This is a genomic window from Pseudolactococcus chungangensis CAU 28 = DSM 22330, from assembly GCF_002441885.1.
GTDB lineage: Bacteria > Bacillota > Bacilli > Lactobacillales > Streptococcaceae > Pseudolactococcus > Pseudolactococcus chungangensis.
In genome coordinates this window covers 1-24,422 of the sequence record NZ_JXJT01000015.1, presented here as the reverse complement: position 1 = coordinate 24,422, position 24,422 = coordinate 1, and the positions used below count along the sequence as shown (strand labels likewise).

Genomic DNA, 24,422 nt, shown 5'->3' with positions numbered 1-24,422 from the left:
TAGCACTAATTTTTGAATAGAAAAATAGTGAGTAGACAATTTACTCTCTATTATATCATGTTAACACACCTTTTTCAGCGTTTCTGATCAATTTTGCAATCAGTCTAGAACTCAATTTTTCTAAGACAAAAAGCAAATGCTTTTTCCACTATACAATGATATTGCGTTATAATTGATACAAAAATAGGTGATGCGCAATTTCAATTAGCATCGAAAATTGTTCATCACCTATTTTTAGAAGACTTTTGTTTCAGTCTCGCTGTTTTTTGTATTCTACTTATTATTTAGTCGTCACTTGACCAACGGTTTGATTCGGCGTTACTGCTTTACCAAGCTCTGTCAAAGCAACGTTAGCAACTACATCACCATTAGTGAAAGCAACGATAATATCTGTCCCTTTACCAGCAGCTTTAACAGCTGCAAGATCCATAATCGCAATTTCGTCACCAGCTTTAACTGCTTGACCGACCTTAGCTTTCATTGTGAAAGGTTCACCTTTAAGATCAACTGTATCAACACCCATGTGTAGCAAAACTTCAAGACCTGTTGGTGTCATAATCCCCAATGCGTGTTGTGTTGGGAAAATGCTTGAAATTTTACCAGCAACTGGTGTGTAAATCGTATTTTCTGTCGGTTGAATGGCATAACCATCACCCATAATGTTAGTTGAGAAAACCTCATCAGCAACTTGATTCATTGGAATCATTACGCCTTGTGCTGGTGAATAAACATCAATGGTAGCAGCACTAGTCGCTGATGTTTCAGGTGCTACTGGTGTTACTTTCGCCGCAGCACTATCAGCTACAACAGCACTCACTCCACCATTTTGTTGCATTTTGTTCATTTCATCAGCGACGAATTGAACTTCTGTACCGACAATGACTTGAATATTTTCTTTGTCAATGACACGAACACCTGGTACGCCAGTTGCTTTGATTTTATCTTGATCGGCTTTAGCCGTATCTTTTACGACAAGACGGAGACGTGTTGTACAGTTATCAATTGAAACAACGTTTTCTGCACCACCAAGACCAGTGTAGATACGAGCTGCCAAAGCAGCAAATTTATTATCATCAGTCACACCAGCGAGATCTGCATCTTCTTCGCCCTCTCCCTCTTCACGACCTGGTGTCATCAAGTTGAACGTTTTAATAACGAAAGTAAAGACAAAATAGTAAACAACTGCCATGATTAAACCTAAAACAACAAGCATCAAAGGTTGGTTAGCGATTGGCACACGTAAGCTCAAAACGAAATCGACAAGTCCAGCTGAGAAGTTAAAACCTGCAGTCCAGTGGAAGAGTGCCGCGACAAACATTGAGATACCTGTCAATGCTGCGTGTACCACATATAGAGGCCAAGCAACGAACATGAATGAGAATTCAAGTGGTTCAGTTACTCCTGTGAAGAATGACGCAAAAGCTGCTGCGAGCATTAATGATGCTGTTGCTTTTCTTTTTTCTGGACGTGATTGACGGTAGATCGCATAAGCACCTGCTGGGAGACCAAACATCATCACTGGGAAGAAACCAGCTTGATACATCCCTGTAATGCCTTTAGTTCCTTCATTTGCCCAGAATTTACCAATATCATCAATCCCTGCTGTATTGAACCAGAATACATTGTTCAAGGCATGGTGCAGACCAGTTGGGATAAGCAAACGGTTGAAGAAACCATAAAGACCAGCACCTACAGCGCCCATTTTGGCAATGGTTTCACCAAATGCGACAAGTGCACCAAAAATTGGTGGCCAGATAAACATCAGTGCAGCCGATACAACAAGCATCAAAGCTGCCGTCACGATTGGCACACAACGTTTCCCACTAAAAAATGAGAGCGCCATTGGCAACTTGACATTTGAGAAACGGTTATACATAGCTGCTGCTAATAGACCTGCCAAAATCCCAACGAAAACGTTACCGTTGTTCATTTTTGTGAAGGCCGCATTGACTTTATCAAGATCAATGTGTTGGAAAGCAGCAATTGCTGCTGGATTCAAAAGTTGCATTGGTACCAAGAAAGCGACCAAACCAGTCAAAGCTGATGCACCATCTTTATCTTTTGACATTCCGAGTGCCAAACCAACGGCAAATAAGACACCTAGATTGGCTAAAATCGAGTCGCCTGCTTTTAACAAGAAAGCAGCAACAATATTATTTGCGCCCCAACCTGTCGGATCAATCCAGTAACCAATTCCTGAAAAAAGTGCTGCAACTGGTAATGTTGCAACTGGGAGCATCAATGAGCGTCCCATTCTCTGCATGTATGCTTTCATAGCATGTATTCCTCCATTAATATAAAAAATAATTAATCATGTAAAACTTTATTTCTTAAGCATCCGCAATCGCTCAATATGGATAGCTAGATAACCTAATTCTTCATTTAAAACCAAATAACTGAAATCTTGTTGCATTAAAACTTGAATTTTTTTCGCAATAGCAAAGCTTTCAGGATACTTTTCTTGGACGAGTCCCATAATTTCTTGGTCTAACCCGACATAACGATTCGTTTGAGAACGTTGAATAAATAATCGCAAATGATTAACCAAACGAGAATACGTTAACGCCAAGTCTTCCCCGTCAAAAGAAAACTGCAGCTCACGCTCAACCAAACGCACAATTTCTGAAATAATCGTAATCTCACGAATACTTTCACTGTTGTCCGAATCTTTACATCTAGCGGTGTGAAGATGGATAGCAATATATCCCGCTTCATCAAAGCTATACGGGATATCCAACTCCCGTTTAAGATAATCGACTGCCCACTGGGCAATTGAAAACTCTTCGGGATAGAGGACTTCAATTTCTTTCAACAGCTTATTGCGCAGAAAAATATGATTTTGAATATTTTCAGCCGCAAATGCGATGTGGTCACATAAGCCAATATTGATATGAGGATTTAACTTCTCCCCAAGCACCGCCTCTGCATGAACAATAATGTCCTCAGTGGCAAAGAAAAACTTTTCATCAATCTGACTTAATAGCGTTTGCAGTTTCTTAACACCTTCAGGTTCCAAGACAAATAAGCGTTCAATTGCGTCTTGCGCAATTGTTTCACCTGGTCTTGCTTTAAAACCTATTCCTTTACCAATTGCGACTTTTGCCTGTCCTTCGTCAAAGACAAGTACCGCATTTTGATTTAATGCTTTTTGAATTTCCATCATTTTCTTTCTCCTGCAGAAAAGAAATAAATCACACCATGCGGACAAAAAATAGGCATGGCGTAGCTGAAATAGGGATTATCTCCCTTTTTTCAAACTTATGCCATGCCTAGTATTATCTAGTCACATGAAATCGTTTACATCTGTTAACACTTATTATTTTAACAGGTCTATACCAATTTGTCAAGCTTTTTTTTAAAAAAATTAGATTGCTAAAAACTCTATAATCTGATTATTTCCTAATTGTTAGTTTAATGATGACATGACACTTAACTTGATATTTTTTTGAAAATATGTCAAAATACTTCTATATAAGAAAAGGGGTAACTATTATGCCATTTGTCCATGTTGATTTATTTGAAGGTCGTACTGACGAACAAAAAATTGCACTTGCACATGATATCACCGAAGTTGTCATTAAAAACACTGGTGCACCAAAATCTGCCATTCATGTTTTCATTAACGACATGAAGGAAGGAACTTACTTCCCACAAGGTGAAATCAAAAAAGCAAACCAATAAAAAATGAGTTCTGGTTATGTTGTCAGAACTCATTTTTTCATTTAAACGTCAGTCTAATTTAACGATTATTTAAATATGTGTAGGCAGATGTTACTATGTAATTTATTGTAAATATATGTAAATCTATTGAAGTCTAGTTATTTGCTAGTCTTACTAAAATCGCTTTTCATGGTGGCGATAACCTTCCCGCTGCCTCAGGACACTACAAAGATTACGATGCTGGCAATACTTATCCTTTAACAAGGACATAACGAAATTGTTCCATCAAGTCATGATGTTCGTCACTCTCCCAAAACATCACCTCTACGAGAAAAGTATTAACGTATTTTTTCCTCACAACTCCTGTTATTTTTTCTGAGAAAGAAATAGGTTGACATGTAATAATACTACCGATTTCGATACCATCACACTCCCTCTAAATGTTATATCACTATTATATATTTGTTATTTATATTTGTCAATTACAATTATATTACAAAATGATAAATTAGATATTTCACTCCCTTTGATTTTTGTGATATAATAATAAAAACATATTCGAAAGGCTTATCATGCGCATTCTTATCACATCTGGTGGGACGACTGAAAACATTGACCAAGTTCGGGGCATCACGAATTTTGCGACAGGTAGCTTAGGAAAACTGATTGCTGAGCGTTTTTTATTGGCAAATCATGAGGTTATTTTATTAGCAGGTCGAGGTGCTCTTTTACCTAAACCGCATCCTCAATTAACTGTCCTAACGATTACTGATGTCGCAGATTTATTAGCCGCTACAACAAAATGGACGCCCCAAGCTGATATTTTCATTCATAGTATGGCTGTCTCTGACTATACACCAGTTTACATGACCGATTTTGACACGGTAGCTGCATCATCCAACCTTCAAGAATTTCTTGCCAAAAGTAATACTGAAGATAAGATAGCCTCTCAATCTGACTATCAAGTCCTGTTTTTGAAAAAGACACCAAAGGTGATTACTTCTATTAAAAGGCACAACCCAAATATTATCTTATTTGGCTTCAAACTCTTGGTTGATGTCTCAAAAGAACACCTGATTTCTGTCGCTAGATCAGCATTGACCCAAAATCAAGCAGATTACGTCTTGGCCAATGACCTTACTGAGATTACAGCAACGATGCATCACGGCTTGCTAATCAGTCAAAACCCTAAAGATGCTATAATAGAAGCATATACGAAACTTGATATTGCCGACTTAATCGTCAGAAAAAGTGAGGAGACATATGACCAACATCACACTCGCCATAACCGGTAGCATTTCAGCCTATAAGGCTGCCGATATCACATCAGCACTGGGCAAGCTTGGGCACCAAGTGACCGTTTTAATGACAGATGCTGCCCAAGCTTTCATCACACCGCTAACTTTGCAAGTCCTCTCTAAACGCCCCGTTCATACGAATGTCATGGCGGAAGATAAGGCTGATAGTGTTAATCACATTGACTTAGCTAAAGAGACAGAGATTTTCTTAGTCGCACCAGCTTCTGCCGATACGATTGCTCGTCTATCGCAAGGCCGTGCTGATGATATCGTCTCAGCTGTTGCTTTGGCTTTGCCACAAGGTGTCAAAAAAGTTATCGCACCTGCCATGAATACAAATATGTATGAAAACCCTTTAACCCAGCGTAATATCCAAACCTTGCTTGACCTTGGTTTTAAGACGATTGAGCCTAAAGTCGCCTTGCTCGCTTGTGGAGATGTTGGTCGTGGGGCGCTTGCTGATGTTCCCGATATCGTTCAATATGTTCAGGGTATTTGTAAAGGATGATGTTTTAATTTGATATCATCTGCTCATCTTTACTTTATAGAAAGGACCTGAGTTCAGTTCACATCAACTGACTCATTCATGTGTATGACTCCCCAAAAAAACAATTCTAAAGCTTCTGATATTGCAACACTTAGTATTTTTATCGCGATTATGGTGGTAATTCATCTCCTATCCAAAATCGTCTACACCTTTTGGCCTTTTCCAATTCAGCCTACCTTGGTTCATATCCCTGTCATTATAGGCTCAATCATTCTGGGTTGGCGTAAGGGGGCTGTTCTCGGCTTTGTTATGGGAATGATTTCCTTTTTAAATTCAACAATTGCGCCAATTCCGACTTCATTTTTATTCTCACCATTTGCGCCTCATGGTAATATTTGGTCACTCTTTATCGCCTTTGTCCCTCGAATTCTTGTTGGGATTCTGCCATTTTTCATTTATCAGTTGGTTAAAAATCGTTTTGGTGCTGGACTTGCTGGTTTTCTTGGCTCTACTACAAACACCATTTTAGTTCTCAGCTCAGCTTTTCTATTATTCAACAGCCAGCTGAATATGACATTCAAGGCGTTGATTGCCTCAATCATTGCAACAAATTCAATCGCTGAGGCGATTGCTGCAACCATTTTAACGGCAAGTATTGTCCCTATTTTAATGAAATTTCACAATTAAACTTCAGAAAGCGTGAAATTCACGTTTTTTTTTGTTAAAATAGTGTTGTATGAAAATGCTTTCTAAAAACGAAATTAAAGATGCTGATAAAGCGAAAGGAGACAGTATGTCTTACAAAGAATCTTATCAAAAATGGGCTGATTTTTCAGAATTACCTGATTATCTTAAAAATGAGCTCGCAGCAATGGACGAGCATACAAAAGAAGATGCTTTCTATACATCGCTTGAATTTGGAACCGCAGGTCAACGTGGTTTGATTGGTGTCGGCACAAATCGTATGAACATCTACACTGTTCGTCAAACAACCGAGGGGCTTGCCCGTCTTATGGACTCTAAAGGCGATTTTAAAAAACGTGGTGTCGCAATTGCCTATGATTCACGTCATTTCTCACGCGAGTTTGCGTTTGATGCCGCACGCATCCTCGCCCTTCATGATATTCCGTCTTACGTTTTTGAGTCTTTACGCCCAACGCCTGAGCTATCATTTGCCATCCGCGAATTAAATACTCTCACAGGTATTATGATTACTGCCTCTCATAACCCTGCGCCGTACAATGGCTACAAGGTTTATGGCGAAGATGGTGGACAAATGCCCCCCGAAGATGCGGATCAATTGACAGCCTATATCAATGAGATTGAGGATATCTTCCATATCGAACTTGCTGATGAAAATAGTAAGTTAATCACCATCATCGGTGATAACATTGATAAGAAATATTTAAACAATGTGAAATCTGTTACGATTAACCAAGCTATCATTGACGAATTTGGTAAAAATCTCAATATCGTTTTTACACCACTTCATGGTACAGGTGAAATGCTTGGTCGTAAAACATTGGCGCAAGCAGGTTTTGAAAAAATTGCAGTTGTTGAAGAACAAGCTATTCCTGATGGTGACTTCCCAACTCTTAAATCGCCAAACCCCGAAAGCCAAGCTGCTTTTGAACTTTCAGAAAAATTGGGTCGTGAAGTAGACGCTGACATGTTAGTCGCAACTGACCCTGACGCTGACCGTATCGGTGTGGAAGTTCGCTTGCCAAACGGTGATTATCAACCGCTTTCTGGTAACCAAATTGGTGCTGTTTTGGCTAAGTATATCCTTGAGGCGCACAAACAAGCAGGCACTCTCCCTGCAAATGCTGCAGTTGTTAAATCGATTGTTTCGACAGAATTGGTGACAGCGATCACCAAATCTTATGATGTCAAGATGTTCAACGTCTTAACTGGTTTCAAATTCATTGCTGAGAAAATCCAAGAATTTGAAGAAACAGGTAGCCATACTTACATGATGGGATTTGAGGAGTCATTTGGTTACTTGATCAAACCTTTCGTTCGTGATAAAGATGCCATTCAGGCTTTGCTTTTGATCTGTGAAGTGGCTGCTTACTACAAATCTTTAGGCAAAACTTTGTATGACGGTATTCAAGATATTTATGCTGAATATGGTTTCTACCTTGAAAATACAGTTTCTGTTACACTTGAGGGGATTGATGGAGCTGCGCAAATCAAAGCAGTTATGGATAAATTCCGTGGCAACCAACCTACGTCATTTAATGGCATCAAGGTTACTTTGACAGAAGACTTCCTTGAAAATACTGCTACAGCTTCTGATGGCTCTGTCGAAAAATTAACAACACCACCATCAAATGTATTGAAATATCATCTTGAAGACGGCTCTTGGATTGCTGTTCGTCCATCTGGTACTGAACCAAAAATCAAGTTCTACTTGGCAGCAGTCGGTGAAACTGAAACTATATCTGTTGCTAAACTTGAAGCTTTTGATGCTGAAATCAAAGCTTTCATCAAATAATTTTTTCGATAGTTATACCTATAATTGAAAAAACAAGACTTCAGTCTGAGGACTTATTGAAAATCTTGTTTTTTTTATGGTAAAATAGGATTATATATATTTTTGGCACTTTTTCAAAGCTAGCCATTAGAAATTAGGAAAAATCTTGAAAAAAACAACTAAACGACTTTTGTTGTCAAGCTTTATGCTGACGGCACTACTTTTTTTGACAGGCTGTGTACAAACCAAAAATGGTAAGCCAACTGGTGATGGCCTGGTCTATAACATTCTTGTTAAGCCAATGAGTGCTGCGGTTGAATTTTTCGCGCATAACCTTGGTTTCGGGTTCGGTGTGGCAATTATTTTAGTCACGGTTATCGTGCGCTTGGTCATTTTGCCACTCGGTCTGAATCAAGCTTACAAATCAAGCTATATGCAAGAAAAAATGCGTTATTTGAAACCTGTTTTGGAACCCATCCAAAATCGAATGAAGAACGCAACAACCAATGAAGAAAAAATGGCAGCTCAATCTGAACTCATGGCTGCGCAAAAAGAAAATGGTGTGAGTATGTTCGGCTCTATGGGCTGTCTACCACTCTTAATTCAAATGCCTTTCTTCTCAGCCCTCTTTTATGCCGCACGTTACACAGATGGTATTTCAACAGCGACATTCCTTGGTATTGACCTTGGCAAGTCAAGTATCGTCTTAACCATTATTGCTGGTATTTTCTACTTCGTTCAAAGTTATCTGTCTACTATTGGCATTGATGAAGAACAGAAGAAACAAATGAAAACGATGATGCTCATGAGTCCTTTGATGATCGTCTTCTTCTCATTCAGCTCACCTGCCGGTGTGACCCTCTACTGGGTTATCGGTGGTATCTTCGGTATCATCCAACAAGTGATTGTAACTTTTATCATTAAACCTCATTTGCGCGAGAAAATTGACAGAGAATTTGAAGCTAATCCACCTGTTGTCAAAACGACAGGCTTGAAAGATGTGACACCACAAGACGTTGCCAAAGCCAAACAAGACTTTAAAAAGGCCATTTCAACTCATCAAAAGAAAAATCGTAATGCTGGTAAACAACGCAAATAAGCGCTGACTAGCTGCCATTAAAATAGCGATGTCCCTATATCAATCAGGGTACATCGCTATTTTTTTAGTTAAATCCATGTACAAACAAAAACTCATTTTAGCCTATTTAAAACTAGAATGAGTTTTTTATTATCCAACAATTTGTTTAGCCTGGTAAACCGCACCGATTAGACCAGCATCATTGCGAAGTAAACACGGTTTAATTTCGGCAACAGTCACACCTGCCAAGTGGTTTAATGACTTGTGATGTTGCTTAATCTTGTCAATACGCTCTGACAAACAACCTAAGAATTCATCATTGGCACTAATGCCGCCACCGAGTAAAATCACTTCTGGGTCAAATGCACAGACTAAATTCAATAACCCTTTAGCTACATCTTCATAGTAGCGATCCATGACCTTAGTTGCCATTTCATCGCCTTGACGGACTAAATCTAGTATCACACGCGCATCTGTCACTTCTTTACCAGTCGCTTGTTGATAGCGATTATAGAGACCAAGCACAACACCACTTGTAAAGTTCCAAGAACCTGCTTCAAGGTCTTGTGTATAATCAAGCCGTTGCTGCATTGTCCAGCCCACTTCACCAGCTGCACCGTGTGCCCCCTGGTAGATAGCATTATTAATGACAATCCCACAACCAACAGCTGTTCCCAAGGAAATCACGATGTAATTTTCAACACCTTTGGCATTACCAATCCATTGCTCAGCCAGAGCCACGCAATTGGCATCATTTTGAACGATAACAGGCAACTGAAAGGCTGCTTCGCATACTGTCTTGAGGTTGATAGCAAAGAAAGATGTAACGGCACCAGCAGTAATCATATAACCGTCTTTCCGTACAATGCCTGGCACACTAACACCAACACTTAAAATAGCATACTTTTCCTGATAAGCTGCAACTTGCTTTGCCATATTGGCAATTAACTGCTCGCCATCATTTGGTGTTGTCACAAATGAACCTTTCTCAAGAATCTCGCCTGTTTCATTTACCAAACCATATTTGACTGCTGTTCCCCCAATATCAAATCCTACATAGTATGCCAATTTCCGTCTCCCCAAGCGTCATGTCAACCAGCTTTTTAATTCCCTTGACAAAGGCTTTTATTCTAATTAAAAAGCATCCCTCTTACGACCTATCTTCACTTTGAACGATTTAATTGATTGACTCAAAGGTCAAACTAGGGCGCGCATTTAAAGCTAATCCTGCTAAATGTCCCTGGTTATATTCACAGACACTAGCATAGGCAATCATCCCAGCATTATCGCCACAAAGTCTAAGTGGCGGTATCACCACATCAATAGCTGTAATTTCAGCGGCTAAACGTTCACGTAGTCCTTGATTTGCAGCTACACCGCCTGCGACAACTAGCATTTTTACAGGGTATTGTCCTAAAGCTAGTTTAGTTTTTGCCAATAAGACATCCATCACGGCAGCTTGAAAACTTGCGGATAAGTCTTTTTTATCCAGTGTCTGACCTTTTTGCTCCGCATTATGAACGGTGTTGATAAAAGCAGATTTGAGACCCGAAAAGCTAAACTCAAGAGCAGGGTCATCATGTTTCATCATAGCCCGTGGAAAGTTAAAGACGTCTTGCCCTTGGTGGGCTAGGCCATCAATTTCTCTGCCCGCAGGATAAGTCAAGTTCATCACACGCCCAACCTTATCATAGGCTTCACCAACGGCATCATCTCGTGTTTCGCCAATGATTTTATAATCCCCAGGTGCTGCCACATAGACAAGCTCTGTATGACCACCACTTACGAGTAAGGCCATCAATGGAAATTCAAGTGGTTTAATCTGACGAGCTGCCCACAAGTGACCAGCCATATGATTGACTGGTACAAGAGGCAAGTGATTCGCCCAAGCAAAAGCTTTGGCTGCTGCAACACCTACTAGAAGTGCGCCAACAAGGCCAGGTCCCTCAGTAACAGCTACTGCTGTCAAATCAGCGGGTGTAATCTCGGCTTCTGCCATTGCTTCATTGATACAGGCGGTAATCACTTCGACGTGATGACGACTAGCCACTTCCGGTACAACACCACCAAAACGTTTGTGACTCTCGATTTGACTCGCAATCACATTACTTAACAGCTCCTGACCATTTTTCAAGACCGCAACACTCGTCTCATCACAAGAAGTCTCAAAAGCTAATATATAGTTATCTGTCATTTTTCTCTCTTCATTAAAATCGCATCTTCTTGCGGATTTTGATAATAATTTTTTCTTTGATAAAAAGCCTCGAACTCAAATTTTTCATATAAATGTCGTGCTCTTTCATTTGATGCACGAACTTCCAAGAAAATTTCACCTTCAAGTTCTGTTAATTGTTTGAGCAATAAGCTTGCAATACCTTGCGATTGATAAGCTTTGGCAACGCCAATATTGGTGATTTCAATTTCATCCATGACAACTGATAACGCCAAAAAACCAACAACTTTCTGTTCTTCTGTAAAAGCCAGATAATAAACAGAATCCTCACGCAAGAGATCCCCAAATGTCTGCTCAAATGTCCATGGCGACTCCTCATATAACTCGTCTAAAATCGCCTGGATATCTCCTGCTAAATCACGATAACAATCTGTCAAAAAATTGAGTTTTCTAATCGTTATCATACCGCCTGCTTATCACCTATTGTTGCTAATTGTTTCACCATCCAAAGACCATCTTGCGCATTGTCATAGTAGCCAGGTAAAATCTCTTTTGTCTCAAATCCCAACTTACGATACATGGCTTGGGCAGGTAAATTATTTCTTTTCACTTCTAAAGTCAGTGAATCAACGCCCAATTGTCGCATTAATTCAGTCAGTCTCTTCACCAAATTTGACCCAATACCTTGGCGCTGAAAAGCACTTGAAACACCTAAGTTTGACAAGTGAACTGCATTTTTCTCAGGAACTACACGCCCCCCGATAAAACCAACAATCTTGCCATCTGCCTCTGCCGTAAGAAAAACCGCTAAATCATTAGTCATAATTTCATGCTCAAAATGCGAAAAAGTCCATGGCGTATCACCTCCATAAACATCACGTTCAATCGCAAGAAAACTTACGATATCCTCACGCTCAGCGATACGATAGCGCGCTTGCCCTATCACCACATCCAAATCAACATCATCAAAAGCTCGGTATTGTCGAAAATCCTGTGCCTCAAATACTTTGGATATAGTTTGTATCATTTCCTTGATTTTCTGCATGCGTCTCCAACCATTTCTCTTCTGCTTCAACTTTTTTTAAATACTCTGGGACAAATGCGTCCACATTTACTGGCTCGTAACCTGCGCCCAAACGCGAAATTTGATAGGCGTTAGGCAATCTGCGCTCTACATTTTCAACAAACTTAGCTTGCGGTAAAGTCTGTGAAATCAGCTCACGAAAGTTAGCCACCTCACCTGTAAAATATAGCACTTCCTCATTTTTTAGCGTATCCAATAATTTGTCGAGTGACACATGCTGTTCTTGACTAATGCTGAGACCATTTTCATAAATACCAGCATAGACATTCTGCCGTCTGGCGTCAATTAAAGGTACAACTTTGCCTACCACATCAACATTGGTCGCAATGGCAGCGAGGCTTGACACACCAACGAGGTCGATATTGAGCGTGCTGGCTAAGGTTTTAGCTGTTGTTACCGCAATTCGAAGTCCCGTATAGCTGCCAGGTCCTTGTGCCACAGCAATTCGGTCTAGTTCTTCGGGCTTTATCCCCACATGTGTCATTAAAAAATCAATCGCCGGCATGAGTGTTATACTGTGATTTTTTTTGATATTTAAATCAATCTTCCCAAGCAGGTTGTCGTCTTCTGTCAAAGCAACAGATAACGCCTGACTTGAGGTGTCAAAAGCTAATAATTTCATTTTTGGGGACTATCTTCCTAATGTTTTACAACCAGACATACCAGTTTACCACTTGAAATTGGTTAAAATATGTGTTGGTTGAGTATATTACTATTTTATGCTAAAATATAAGTAATTGCAATAATGCGACCTTTATTAAAGGTGCACCTGTAAAATTAATTACTATACTGGAGAAAAAAATATGCTTTTCAAAGTCTTTTATCAAGAATCTAAAAAACGTAGCCCTAAACGCGAAACAACACACTCACTCTATTTAGAGCTCGACACAACTGATGTTCGTCAAGGTGTCATCCAAGCCCGCGAAATCATGCGTGACAATACAGATTATCATGTTGAATTTGTCGATGCCATCAGTGATGAGCAAGCAGCATACGAAAGAGAGTCTGACGGCTTTAACATCACAACCTTTTAAGAAACCTTGCAACTTGTGAGATTCATCACAAGTTTTTTAATAAACGAAAAAATGGTCATATCTAGAAACTGATTTTGATGACTTTTGTGCTAAATTTTTCTAATGCTAGACATTGCGATAAAACTCGCTCCTGCACAGTTCAGAGCAATATCGACGCGATAGATAAAATTTTCCAAAAGTGGCAAATCTGATTTTTTTAGAAGTGTCCATGAAATCACAAAAAGAAAAGAGAAAGATGACTACTAATAGCTACACCAATTTAAACATCAAACCCGATGAAGTCGCGGTTTTCGCCATTGGCGGACTCGGTGAAATCGGTAAAAACACTTACGGTGTCGAGTATCAAGATGAGATTATCATCGTTGATGCCGGCATCAAATTCCCAGAAGACGATTTACTAGGCGTTGACTATGTCATTCCTGATTATAGCTACATCGTTGAAAATCAAGACCGCATTAAAGGTGTTTTCATCACCCATGGTCACGAAGACCATATTGGCGGGATTCCTTTCCTCCTGAAACAAGCTAATGTGCCTATCTATGCTGGTCCGTTGTCTCTTGCTTTAATTCGCGGAAAACTCGAAGAACATGGCCTCTTGCGAGATGCTAAACTCTTTGAAATTCATCCTGATGATGAGATTGCTTTCAAATACTTGAAACTCTCATTCTTCCGGACAACTCACTCAATTCCAGAGCCTATCGCCATGGTCATTGATACACCACAAGGTAAAATCGTCGCTACAGGTGACTTTAAATTTGACTTCACACCAGTTGGTGAACCTGCTGACCTTCATCGTATGGCCGCACTTGGTGAAGAAGGCGTTTTACTTCTACTTTCTGACTCAACAAATGCTGAAATTCCAACTTTCTCACATTCTGAAAAAGTTGTCGGTGCCTCTATTCAAAAAATCTTTGAACGTATTGACGGTCGAATTATCTTCGCCTCATTTGCTTCAAATATTTTCCGTTTGCAACAAGCTGTCGAGGGTGCCGTTAAGACTGGTCGTAAGATTGTTGTTTTTGGTCGGTCAATGGAGAAAGCCATTGTTAACGGGATTGAACTTGGCTACATCAAAGCACCAAAAGACACTTTCATTGAACCTGGTGAAGTCAATCAGTACCAACCGCATGAGTTATTGATTATGTGTACCGGCTCACAAGGCGAACCTATGGCTGCGCTCAGTCGAATTGCCAATGGCATGCACCGTTTTGTGACCTTGCAAATGGGTGACACCGTTGTTTTCTCATCTAATGCCATTCCTGGAAATACGCATGGTGTGAATCAATTAATTAACCGTATTTCTGAGGCTGGTGCTAAAGTCATTTATGGTAAAATGAACAATATTCATACGTCTGGGCACGGTGGGCAACAAGAGCAAAAACTCATGCTCCGCTTGATTAAGCCAAAATATTTCATGCCAGTCCATGGTGAGTACCGGATGTTGAAAATCCATGCCGGTCTCGCCCAAGATACAGGTGTACCAAAAGAAAACTGTTTCATTTTTGAAAATGGTGATGTCTTAGCTTTAACAGCTGACTCCGCGCGTCCTGCAGGTCACTTTAACGCCCAAGATACTTACGTTGATGGTAATGGTATCGGCGACATTGGCAATGCTGTTCTTCGTGACCGTCATGAATTGTCGGAAGATGGTGTCGTCCTTGCCGTTGCCACTGTTGACTTCAAAAGCAAGATGATTTTAGCGGGTCCTGATATGCTCAGCCGTGGTTTCATCTATATGCGTGAGTCTGGCGATTTGATTCGCTCAGGTCAACGCGTCTTGTTCAATGCTATTCGTAAAGCTATGAATGATGAAAATGCTAATGAAGCAAGTGTGGCACGCGCAATGACAGATGCTATCAAACCTTTCTTCTATCGCGAGTTAGAACGCGAACCGATCATTATTCCAATGGTCTTGACACCTGATAAAAAATAAATCAGCCGTGACAAAAATAGACCCTGACCGATTTCCTCTTAATATTGGAAATCGGTCAGGGTCTATTTTCATATCTTTAAAACTCTTTTTCTAAAATCTCACGCTGCTCAGGAGACATGAAACTTGCCTCAAAGGCATGACGACCAATTTGACGGAACTCCGCCTCACTCAAGTCATACCAACTAGCAATTTTTTCATATTCATCATTTAAGGTCGTATCTGAAACAGTTCGGTTATCTGTATTGATGGTCACTCTGACACCAGCATCCAAGAGTTTCTTGAAAGGATAATTAGCCAAAGTATCGATAGCCTTGGTCTGGAAGTTAGAAGTTGGTGCCATTTCAATCGTAATTTGATCAGCGACTATCTCCTGCCAACTTTCAGGGACATCTTTTAAGGCCACTCCGTGACCAATCCGACTAGCACCTGCCTTGATAGCGCCTAAAACATTTTGAGCACAGCCACATTCACCCGCATGTAGGGTCAACGGAATCTGATTTTCCTTAACTTTTTCTAGGACTGGTGCAAAATGCTTTGGAAAACCATCTACTTCTGCTCCTGCCAAATCAAATCCAGCCAGATGTGTCAAGTCACCGTCTGCAAATAAATTGACGACCGTTAGCACACTGTCGATAGATTCATGACGCATGCCACAGAGTAAGGCATTGGCTTTAACTTGGAAATCACGTTCGCCAGCTGCTAAACCTCGTGTGACTGCGGCAACTACTTGTGAGAGCGTCAAGCCACCTGCCGTATGCAAAGTTGGGGCAAAACGGATTTCCATGTAGCGGATGTTGTCTTTCTGTGCTTGCTCAAGAATATCATAGGCTGCCAGCTCAAGCGCTGTTTCAGTTTGCAACATTGGCAAAACAAAGTCAAAAGGTGCCAAATAATCCAGCAGGCTTTCAGCGTCTTGAGGCGCAGTGATTTTTAGGCGCAAGTCATCATCTGAAACTGGCAACGCTATCCCAGCCCGTTGTGCTAGTTGTCTAATCATTTTCATCGAGATTGAACCATCCAAATGACAATGCAGTTCTATTTTAGGTAACTCTTCAATTGTTGCTCGCGACGTCCTCATAAGCCACTCCTATCTCTTTTACTTAGTTTTTTGTCCGACTCCAGTCAGATAATTAATCTGGTAGCCCGGCTGAACATTAAATACATAGACATTTAAGTCATAACTTTTACCATCATCTTCGATCGATTTCGCCATCATCTGCACCCCACGAGGCAAGAGCTCATTGCCCTGATATATTGGCGTAACCTGATAACGCACATGTAATTTCTTGTAATACAAAACATCCGAAATTTGTGACTCAAAATCCTGCATCCCAGGCGAATTCATAGCTCTCGTGCCCGTCACCAAGTTCTCCTTGCTACCCGCATCACCCGAAAACATCCAAGCCACCAAATGACTCCGATTATAAAGTGTCACCAGACCATTCTCAAAATAAATTTCCTGATTATTAGACCGACCATTGTAAGACCAACCTGCAGGATTATTAGGAATTCTTGGTCGTGACATGGTTTTGACTTTCATATACCGATTATAACTCAGACGTGCATTGGCTTGATTGGCTCTACCTAAACTATCAAGAGAAGAAAATTTTAACCAGTCATCCTGATCTGAATCCTGCGCTAATGCCTCAGCAGAAAAAGTCGACTTGCCACCATTTAACTTGACATAATAAGTATCAGAGCCGTTCCATTGAAGCTTGAGTAATGCATCAGCATTGTTTACTTTGATTACCTTTTCTTGCGAAAAAGGATTGCTATTGCCTGATTGCGAAAAAACAAAGTAACCTAGAAAGACAAGGACAAGAACAATCAAGACTATCAGTTGTTGCATTTTCGTCAAACGATTAAATATTTTCTCGCTTGATTTGAGTAATTTTTTCTGATCTGATTTTTTCATGGTTGACTCATATCCTTATCTTGTTTGGCATTTAGCACTAATTTACCACGACATTTACCACATCGATATTTTTTGACATCTAACTGTCTGCGACGCCAGTAGATTTGAGCACATGATAAACAAGTATAGGACAGATACTGGACATCCGGTAACGGTGGGGCAAATCGTAAGCCACCGACTTGTGACAACAGTGCTTTAAATTCGCGATCGCCATGTTTATAACCACGGCCTTCACGGTAAAGATGATAGTGGACAAGCTCATGCTGGATGATTTTACGAAAGACGTCTTCTGAAAAGGCATCATACATTTTTTCATTGAAATCCAGATGTAAATCTTTTGGAAAAAATCGTCCACCCGTTGATTTCAACCGACGATTAAACTTGACTTCATGTTCAAAAGGTTTGCCAAAATCCGTTAACGATACCCATTGAACAAAAGCTAGTAATGCATCATTTTTGTTTGTCATCTGTTTCAGGTAAGGCTTTTGGTTCAACCATTGATAAGCCTACTTTACTGCCACGGCTTTGATCAATTTGGTAAACCCAAACAGTTACAATCTGACCAACAGCCACGACACTTGACGGGTCCTTAACGAACTTCTTAGCCATGCGTGAAACATGAACCAAACCATCTTCTTTGATACCGATATCAACAAAGGCACCAAAATCGACAACGTTACGGACAACACCTTCCAGCTTTTGACCCACACGTAAATCTTTAACAGATAAAACATCTGAGCGTAAGATTGGTGCATCAAACTCATCCCGTAAATCACGACCTGGTTTCAGCAAATCTGAAATGATGTCTTTCAAAGTTGCTTTACCAACTTCAAGTTTATCAGCTAATTGATTAAGGTCGGCTTTTTCTAATTTAGCACGTGCTGCATCATCCAACTCTTGAATGCCAAATTCAACAAACAGTTGGTCCACAACCTGATAAGACTCAGGGTGAACACCTGTATTATCAAGGACATTAGCACTGTTTGGAATGCGCAAGAAACCTGCTGCCTGCTCGAAAGCCTTAGCCCCTAGACGTGGTACCTTATTAATTTCCTGACGTGACTTGATGACACCATTTTCTTCTCGGTAAGCCACAATATTTTTAGCAATGGTGGCGTTCAAACCTGCAACGTGCGAGAGCAGGCTAGCACTTGCCGTATTCACATTCACACCAACTTGGTTAACCACTGTATCAACGACAAAATCCAGATTTTCTGTTAATTTTTTTTCTGATACATCATGTTGATACTGACCAACACCGATCGCTTTTGGCTCAATTTTCACTAATTCAGCTAACGGGTCTTGCAAGCGCCGAGCAATTGAAATGGCTGAGCGTTTTTCAACAGTCAAATCTGGAAATTCTTCTCGCGCCAATGGACTAGCTGAATAGACAGACGCACCACTTTCCGATACGATGACGTATTTGGCAGATAAGTGATTGTCTTTAATCACGTCTGAAACAAACTGCTCACTTTCTCGCGATGCTGTTCCATTACCAATGGCGATCATTTCAACTTCATAATCTGTAATCAGCTTGGCAAGTTCAACTTTCGCCTGCTCGATTTGTTTAGCAGAAGCTGGTTTGACGGGATAAATAACAGTCGTCATCAGCATTTTGCCAGTTTTATCGACAATGGCAATCTTAGCCCCTGTTCTAAAAGCTGGATCAAAACCAAGGACAACTTTACCTTTTAGAGGCGCCACAAGCAAGAGATTCCGCAGGTTTTTACCAAAGGTTTCAATCGCACCATCCTCAGCACGCTCTTTAAGCTCAGCTCGAACATTACGCTCCATAGCTGGGATGATTTTCGATTTGAGGGCTTCATTGATAGCTGTTTTTAGATATGCATTGGTCTTGGCATTGTACCGGCTCTCAAACATCAGTATCATCTTATCAGCATTATGCTCAAACTTGACCGACAAAATGCCAAGTTTTTCACCGCGGTTAACCGCTAAAACGCGATAGTTCGGGATTTCAGACAGTTTATCTGAAAAATCATAGTAAATCTGAAAGACATTCTTCTCATCTAAACTAGCATCTTTTTCAGTCGTCATCAAGCGTGAGTTTTGCTTGATTTCATTGAGTACCCAAGCCCGCATCTTCACATCTTCGGAAATAGCCTCAGATAAGATATCAAGCGCACCTGAAATTGCATCAGTAGCTGAGGGTACCTCCTCGTTTAGATAGCCTTCAGCACTTGTTGCGACGTCACCATTTTGCATGATGACTTTAGCCAAACCGAACAAGCCACGTTCCTTAGCAATCATCGCCTTGGTCCGGCGTTTTGTCTTATAAGGTAAGTAAAATTCTTCAACTTCTGATAACTTTTCAGCTGCCAAGATATTTTTCTTCAGGTCATCTGACAGCTTACCTAACCCTTCAATTTTAGCAAGGACAGCCGTTTTCCGCTCATCCAGTTTGATAGCACGGTCGTTTTCATCCACGATAGCCTTAATCTGCACTTCATCCAAATCACCCGTCGCTTCTTTCCGATACCGCGCGATAAAGGGAATAGTATTGCCCTCGCTCGTCAGGTCTAATACCTGCTTGATTTGCTTAGGGGGAATTGAAAGTAGAGTTGAAATTTTCTCAATTTGTTCATTAGTTTTCATTTGTCCATTATACCATAGACTTACACTTAATAACACGTTTAAACACGCTAAATACCCTATAGATAAAGCATTGCACGGTTCGTTACTTCTCAATAACACGTTATCAAACGTCACGCTAACCAATCTTTTTGGTTAGTTTTTGGTTACTGTCAAATATTTAAATTATTCATTTTTTCAACAACATCATCTTTCATATTTTTTGTCACATGTGTGTAAATTTGTAATGTTGTTTTTTCGTCTTTATGACCTACACGCTCCATTATTGTTTTAACTGGTACACCTAACTCTGTCAATAAACTAATATGAGAATGCCTTAACATATGGCTTGAGAAATCATGATAATTTTTATTTTCAATATTAGCTTTTTTGCCCACTTTTTTCAGATACTTGTTTAATAGCTGAGGATAAATCAAATTACCACGTTCATTTAAAAAGATAAATTTGTCATTTTTAACATCCAAATCTGAATTCATTTTTTTTAAGCTACACAAAATTTCTAAACATCTATTATTAATAGAAACCCGTCTAAATGAGTCTAAAGTTTTAGGACTAGTCAACTTAAAGTCTTTAATACTGACTGAATGATTGTCAATATTGTACTTTATTAAAATTGAATTCTCTTCAAAGTCTATATTTTCCCACATTAAAGCTAACGCTTCCCCAATCCTTAAGCCAGTCAAATACATAAACTCGATTAAATAGTTCATTCTGACTTCATCAGGTCTTGTACCAAAAGATTTTTTAAAGACTTTCATTTCATCTTTTGAGAAAAATTTTGCACGTTTTTTTTCAATATATTCTATGGTTTTCCTATGTTTTGGTAATTCGACGTTCTCTATCGGATTAAAATCAATTACACCCATTTTTACTGAGAATTTAAAGAATAAATTGACTAAACTCTTTTGTAATTTTTTATAAGGTATGGAATTTTTACTCGTCATAAAGTATCTTTGAAAGTAACTACTAGAAATATTAACTATTTTTTTATCTGGTATTTCTACAAATATTTTTTCCATAGCTAAATTTTGTTTATAATAGGTGCTATCTTTTAATTCTTGCTTTCTAAATTCTTTGTATTCGTTATATACTTCACGAACAGTTAAAGTCTGTAATCTCTTTTTGTTTACAGCTTCAACATCATAATCTAACAACTTTGTATTGTTACACGAGACAGCACATTTTCTCAACGGAGATTACGATAAGTACATCACTAATCATTTTCAAAACGATAACTTAGAATATGAAACTAACAAGTACATGATACAAGAGGTCATGAAAATGTTAGATGATAAATATGATTTTACACCTGAAACCAATTATCAGAATATCATTGATACTTTAAATTTGCCTTATCACTTAGACGGTATTATAATTGATGAATTTAACAATGTTATATCTGATAAATTTGGTATGACCCCCTATCATGAACTAGATTATTTTTATGAATAATACCCTTTGAATACAAAATAAAGTCCACCAGTTTTTTCTTGCTGATAAACTTTATTTTTTATTCAACTAATGATTTTTGATTGCTTGGTTAGTTTTTTGGTTAGTTCTGTAAAATTGATAAAGTTACATAGCCACAAAGATAACCTTAATAGGCACTTATGACAATTTATTCTCCATAGTGCTATTTTCATAACAAGCATACGCTAGGTGGGAGAACGAAATTACTACACCCGCAAACAAAAACTTAACAAAACTTTCCGAAATGTTAAATACAAGTACTGAGTATCTACCCTGAAAAACAGAACAAGTAAAAAAGTCTACCTTTGATGAAGATTTAGAAAAACATTAGAATCATTTCCTGCCTTTAGCGGCAAAACTATGTCAGAAAATTGCCATAAAGCAATTAAATAGTGGTTGATAGATAACTTTAAAGACAAATATTAAATGTTGCCAAAAATATGTAGAAAGGAAAAAGAGCTAGGAATAAAAATTGATTATATAGAAATGGAAGATAACGGTCATTTTGGTATTTTCAATGATTTACCTGTCATTTTAATTAATCAAAATCTGGATAAAATAGATACATCACTCACAATATTACATGAGATGGCATATTTTCTAAATGGAGAATGTGACAAATACATCACTAATCATTTTCAAAACGATAACCTAGAGTAGGAAGCAAGCAAGCAAGTATATGGTACAAGAAGTGTATCATATAAAACAAATAAGACAATAGAGTGTGCTCTATTGTCTTTGTTTGTTACTAAAAAAATGACCAGGAAAATTTTATCCAGATCGATTTTTAACTTTATAGTCGTTATAAACTGAACTATTTACAGCTTCGGATTATAACATACCGACAAAGGAATCAGTTGTCGAGGTATATAGCAACGGGCAGCAAGATATTTGTTTATTCTCTAATTGGTGCTCATATTAAAACTAGTGTTTGAGATGAACTTGACCAATTAAGTGATTAAGTTGTTTGACGGTTAATCTGGTCTGAATTGTCGTAATGATAAAAGAGACGACATAGATGATGAAAATTGAGAAAAACAAGTTGGAGTAGTTACCGGTGAAGTGCATGGCATAATTAACGATGATTACAAACATATCAACCAATATATAATGTATGACTAAACAAGTGATAAAATTTAAGGCGTCTATATTAAAAATATAACTTGTCAATGCAATAAAAATAGAGATTGCAAATACATAGATAACTTCTGACGTGTAGACGACTACACCGTTATTGATGAACAGGATTAATAAGTATATAAAAGAACCGATACCTAAGGCTTTGAAACAGCGTTGTAAAATGGACATCTTAATTTTTCCTTGCTATGAATTATGAGTTAAGTCTAAGCGAGTAGGCGTGCTTTAGCTTGAGCAGATTTAATAATGCCACCAAAAAATAGCCCAACTGTAAATCCAGAGATGATACCGTAGATAATATTGAAACCAAATACACTATAAAGCGAAGGGTGAGTAGACAATAGTATATTTAAACAATATTTAATACAAAAATTGATCATCATGATAAATAAAGGAATTTTGCTACCACCTTGCATCACAACAGTGTGTTGGATATAAAATCTTTTTTTTCGATAAATATAAAGACTAGCACAAGCGCCCAAACCTAAACATAGCATGTATATCATTAAGAGATAGAGTGGATAGTGAAACTTGGTGGCAATCGTGTTTAATCCCCATAATATAAAGATAGCCGGCATGATAAAGGATTTAGCAAGAGAGATAGGAGAATCTCTTTGTAAAGCTATCCCTCTTTTGATTAGGATAATCAAAACAATCCACACCCAGATAGGTGTATGTGATAGGATTTGAACGATGATATTTAATAACTCAAACATGAAATATGTAACCTCTTTTCTTTTTATGTTTTTATTATAGGCATGTAAGACATAAAAAGAAATAGCAGTTGACACATGTGGTATTATACTAAACACATGCGGTTAAACTACGCTTGGTCAATCAAAAATGCTTTAAAATTTTTGATATAGCGACGACTGACAACAAGTTTTTCATCAGTAGAGAGTTTGATGATTAAATTACCGCCGATATTAGTTTCTACTGATTTAACTTCATAGATGTTGACAGCATTGTTTTTAGAAATCTGAATGAAGTGACTTGGCAACTGGGTTAATATTCTGATAAAAGAATTTTTGACCCAATAAGTCGCATTTTTGGTATATAAGCACACATTTCTATCGACATAATCAAGATATAAAACATCAGAGAATTTAACTTTGTGTTGTACAGTTGTTTGCAACTCAGTTGCTAGGATTGTGGAGTTTGACTGACGTAACATATCAATGACTTTATTGATTGTACTGTTTGTATGAAACAAGTTAAATATGACCGATTCTTGCGCAGTCAAATCTTTTAATTGATTCATGATGATTCTAAGACTCTCGTTTGCCATCTATGCTTCCATTTCTATATATGATTTCTCTATTTTATGTATAGTCGTATTTCAATTATCTTTTAACATTAGTTTATAATAAATTGTAGTCACTTTAGTATACTGCTTTTAAAAAAAAAAAAAAATAAAATGCTTTGGCGTATATTTCTTTATTTATTGCGTGTAAACTAGAAGTGTGAAGTACGTAGTAACTAGAATTTTTTCTGGCACTGCTTGATTGTTCAACAATAACAGAGAAAGAAGTAATTATAAAATCACTAATTATGGTTCTGTTGCAAAATTTTATAGTAAAATGTGCCTTATGAATAAACTATATATAGACAAATTCGCAAATTGTAAAATGAAGTTAGCCACCTGATTTGATGACTTGAAGTTACAATTTAAGAAAGAATCTTTATTTACAACTAAACTAAATAATAAAAAGCGGAAAATAATTATTTATCTTTTTTTAGTTAGGTTTTATTTGCATATCATATCTCTGTAACATTATATCTTGACAAGAAAAGACGTTAGGGCGTACTTTGGTGGCCCCAGTTGAAAAAGAAAAAACTCTCGTATATTTTTAGGTATACGGGAGGTTTGTCAGGATTTTATCTTCATAGAATATAGTACATCAAATATTAATTAATCAATATTTTTTTCTTTTGAATATCGTTAGCAGAACACCTACAATCATAGTCTATTGATTCGTTGTATATATTTCAACATTAATGATGATTTTTTTGAATTACTATTTTCCATTTTTAATTATATGATTTGTCAAATTAAGTTAGAATAAA

Annotated in this window: 25 protein-coding genes and 1 pseudogene; 11 read left to right on the top strand and 15 right to left on the bottom strand. The window is 38.3% G+C overall.

Annotated features, from left to right (window positions below; all coding sequences use genetic code 11):
- Positions 1–280 precede the first annotated feature (280 nt).
- Positions 281–2,275, bottom strand: coding sequence for an N-acetylglucosamine-specific PTS transporter subunit IIBC (gene nagE, locus RR45_RS07090; RefSeq protein ID WP_031365974.1), 1,995 nt, complete (start codon positions 2,273–2,275; stop codon positions 281–283).
- A 48-nt stretch (positions 2,276–2,323) separates the two neighbouring features.
- A complete protein-coding gene (locus RR45_RS07085; RefSeq protein WP_031365975.1) occupies positions 2,324–3,160 on the bottom strand; it encodes a PRD domain-containing protein in 837 nt (278 codons plus the stop codon).
- Between the two features lie 332 nt (positions 3,161–3,492).
- On the opposite strand from RR45_RS07085, the gene RR45_RS07080 reads away from it, so the two are divergent.
- The 6 genes from RR45_RS07080 (at position 3,493) to yidC (ending at position 9,020) form a co-directional block, all read left to right on the top strand.
- Positions 3,493–3,681 carry a 4-oxalocrotonate tautomerase gene (locus RR45_RS07080; protein WP_031365976.1) on the top strand — a complete coding sequence of 63 codons (189 nt, stop codon included), beginning with the start codon at positions 3,493–3,495 and terminating at the stop codon, positions 3,679–3,681.
- 551 nt (positions 3,682–4,232) lie between these two features.
- On the top strand, positions 4,233–4,955 hold the full coding sequence (locus tag RR45_RS07075) for a phosphopantothenate--cysteine ligase (protein ID WP_031365977.1): 723 nt from the start codon (positions 4,233–4,235) through the stop codon (positions 4,953–4,955).
- Positions 4,924–5,466 carry a phosphopantothenoylcysteine decarboxylase gene (gene coaC, locus RR45_RS07070; RefSeq protein ID WP_031365978.1) on the top strand — a complete coding sequence of 181 codons (543 nt, stop codon included), beginning with the start codon at positions 4,924–4,926 and terminating at the stop codon, positions 5,464–5,466. Before RR45_RS07075 ends, coaC begins: the two co-directional genes overlap by 32 nt.
- A gap of 84 nt (positions 5,467–5,550) precedes the next feature.
- Complete coding sequence (locus RR45_RS07065; protein ID WP_031365979.1) at positions 5,551–6,132, top strand: ECF transporter S component; 582 nt, start codon at positions 5,551–5,553, stop codon at positions 6,130–6,132.
- Between the two features lie 106 nt (positions 6,133–6,238).
- Positions 6,239–7,942 (top strand): phospho-sugar mutase, encoded by a 1,704-nt coding sequence (locus RR45_RS07060; protein ID WP_072353581.1) that lies wholly within the window; start codon positions 6,239–6,241, stop codon positions 7,940–7,942.
- A 145-nt stretch (positions 7,943–8,087) separates the two neighbouring features.
- The gene (gene yidC / locus RR45_RS07055) at positions 8,088–9,020 is read left to right on the top strand and encodes a membrane protein insertase YidC (RefSeq protein WP_031365981.1); all 933 of its coding nucleotides are present in this window, start codon (positions 8,088–8,090) and stop codon (positions 9,018–9,020) included.
- Between the two features lie 129 nt (positions 9,021–9,149).
- Here the strand turns inward: yidC and RR45_RS07050 are convergent, their stop codons facing one another.
- The 5 genes from RR45_RS07050 to tsaB all read right to left on the bottom strand — a co-directional run bounded on the left by RR45_RS07050 (position 9,150) and on the right by tsaB (position 12,878).
- Positions 9,150–10,067 carry an ROK family protein gene (locus tag RR45_RS07050; RefSeq protein ID WP_031365982.1) on the bottom strand — a complete coding sequence of 306 codons (918 nt, stop codon included), beginning with the start codon at positions 10,065–10,067 and terminating at the stop codon, positions 9,150–9,152.
- 109 nt (positions 10,068–10,176) lie between these two features.
- Entirely contained in the window at positions 10,177–11,193 is a 1,017-nt protein-coding gene (tsaD, locus tag RR45_RS07045) for a tRNA (adenosine(37)-N6)-threonylcarbamoyltransferase complex transferase subunit TsaD (protein WP_031365983.1), read from the bottom strand.
- Positions 11,190–11,636: a ribosomal protein S18-alanine N-acetyltransferase gene (gene rimI, locus RR45_RS07040; RefSeq protein WP_031365984.1), complete on the bottom strand. Its 447-nt coding sequence runs from the start codon at positions 11,634–11,636 to the stop codon at positions 11,190–11,192. Before rimI (RR45_RS07040) ends, tsaD begins: the two co-directional genes overlap by 4 nt.
- Positions 11,633–12,217 carry a ribosomal protein S18-alanine N-acetyltransferase gene (rimI, locus tag RR45_RS07035; RefSeq protein ID WP_031365985.1) on the bottom strand — a complete coding sequence of 195 codons (585 nt, stop codon included), beginning with the start codon at positions 12,215–12,217 and terminating at the stop codon, positions 11,633–11,635. The genes rimI (RR45_RS07040) and rimI (RR45_RS07035) overlap by 4 nt, the downstream gene beginning before the upstream one ends.
- Positions 12,171–12,878 carry a tRNA (adenosine(37)-N6)-threonylcarbamoyltransferase complex dimerization subunit type 1 TsaB gene (tsaB, locus tag RR45_RS07030; protein ID WP_031365986.1) on the bottom strand — a complete coding sequence of 236 codons (708 nt, stop codon included), beginning with the start codon at positions 12,876–12,878 and terminating at the stop codon, positions 12,171–12,173. The genes rimI (RR45_RS07035) and tsaB overlap by 47 nt, the downstream gene beginning before the upstream one ends.
- A gap of 181 nt (positions 12,879–13,059) precedes the next feature.
- Here tsaB and RR45_RS07025 point away from each other — a divergent pair, with 181 nt between their 5' ends.
- Both RR45_RS07025 and rnjA read left to right on the top strand, forming a co-directional pair.
- Positions 13,060–13,290, top strand: a complete 231-nt coding sequence (locus RR45_RS07025; protein WP_031365987.1) for an RNA polymerase epsilon subunit — start codon at positions 13,060–13,062, stop codon at positions 13,288–13,290.
- Positions 13,291–13,525: 235 nt separating this feature from the next.
- A complete protein-coding gene (rnjA, locus tag RR45_RS07020; protein WP_031365988.1) occupies positions 13,526–15,223 on the top strand; it encodes a ribonuclease J1 in 1,698 nt (565 codons plus the stop codon).
- A gap of 76 nt (positions 15,224–15,299) precedes the next feature.
- Here rnjA and add read toward each other — a convergent pair whose 3' ends face one another.
- The 5 genes from add to RR45_RS06995 form a co-directional block, all read right to left on the bottom strand.
- Positions 15,300–16,301, bottom strand: a complete 1,002-nt coding sequence (gene add / locus RR45_RS07015) for an adenosine deaminase (RefSeq protein WP_031365989.1) — start codon at positions 16,299–16,301, stop codon at positions 15,300–15,302.
- Positions 16,302–16,319: 18 nt separating this feature from the next.
- Positions 16,320–17,138, bottom strand: a complete 819-nt coding sequence (locus RR45_RS07010) for a DNA/RNA non-specific endonuclease (RefSeq protein WP_072353566.1) — start codon at positions 17,136–17,138, stop codon at positions 16,320–16,322.
- Positions 17,135–17,605 carry a SprT family protein gene (locus RR45_RS07005; protein ID WP_031365991.1) on the bottom strand — a complete coding sequence of 157 codons (471 nt, stop codon included), beginning with the start codon at positions 17,603–17,605 and terminating at the stop codon, positions 17,135–17,137. The genes RR45_RS07010 and RR45_RS07005 overlap by 4 nt, the downstream gene beginning before the upstream one ends.
- The gene (locus RR45_RS07000; RefSeq protein ID WP_031365992.1) at positions 17,589–19,751 is read right to left on the bottom strand and encodes a Tex family protein; all 2,163 of its coding nucleotides are present in this window, start codon (positions 19,749–19,751) and stop codon (positions 17,589–17,591) included. The genes RR45_RS07005 and RR45_RS07000 overlap by 17 nt, the downstream gene beginning before the upstream one ends.
- Positions 19,752–19,900: 149 nt before the next feature.
- Positions 19,901–20,902, bottom strand: coding sequence for a tyrosine-type recombinase/integrase (locus RR45_RS06995; RefSeq protein ID WP_072353565.1), 1,002 nt, complete (start codon positions 20,900–20,902; stop codon positions 19,901–19,903).
- Positions 20,903–20,909: 7 nt separating this feature from the next.
- On the opposite strand from RR45_RS06995, the gene RR45_RS06990 reads away from it, so the two are divergent.
- From RR45_RS06990 to RR45_RS06985, 3 genes and pseudogenes are all read left to right on the top strand, one after another.
- Positions 20,910–21,200 carry a hypothetical protein gene (locus RR45_RS06990; protein ID WP_244148292.1) on the top strand — a complete coding sequence of 97 codons (291 nt, stop codon included), beginning with the start codon at positions 20,910–20,912 and terminating at the stop codon, positions 21,198–21,200.
- 205 nt (positions 21,201–21,405) lie between these two features.
- A pseudogene (locus RR45_RS11645) lies at positions 21,406–21,495 on the top strand (hypothetical protein); the annotation flags it as partial.
- 149 nt (positions 21,496–21,644) lie between these two features.
- The gene (locus RR45_RS06985) at positions 21,645–21,878 is read left to right on the top strand and encodes a M78 family metallopeptidase domain-containing protein (RefSeq protein ID WP_031365994.1); all 234 of its coding nucleotides are present in this window, start codon (positions 21,645–21,647) and stop codon (positions 21,876–21,878) included.
- Positions 21,879–22,142: 264 nt separating this feature from the next.
- On the opposite strand, the gene RR45_RS06980 is transcribed toward RR45_RS06985, so the two are convergent.
- The 3 genes from RR45_RS06980 to RR45_RS06970 all read right to left on the bottom strand — a co-directional run bounded on the left by RR45_RS06980 (position 22,143) and on the right by RR45_RS06970 (position 23,643).
- Entirely contained in the window at positions 22,143–22,526 is a 384-nt protein-coding gene (locus RR45_RS06980; protein WP_031365995.1) for a DUF3021 family protein, read from the bottom strand.
- 35 nt (positions 22,527–22,561) lie between these two features.
- Positions 22,562–23,071 carry a DUF6622 family protein gene (locus tag RR45_RS06975; protein ID WP_031365996.1) on the bottom strand — a complete coding sequence of 170 codons (510 nt, stop codon included), beginning with the start codon at positions 23,069–23,071 and terminating at the stop codon, positions 22,562–22,564.
- 107 nt (positions 23,072–23,178) lie between these two features.
- Complete coding sequence (locus RR45_RS06970) at positions 23,179–23,643, bottom strand: LytTR family DNA-binding domain-containing protein (protein WP_031365997.1); 465 nt, start codon at positions 23,641–23,643, stop codon at positions 23,179–23,181.
- Positions 23,644–24,422: the final 779 nt, after the last annotated feature.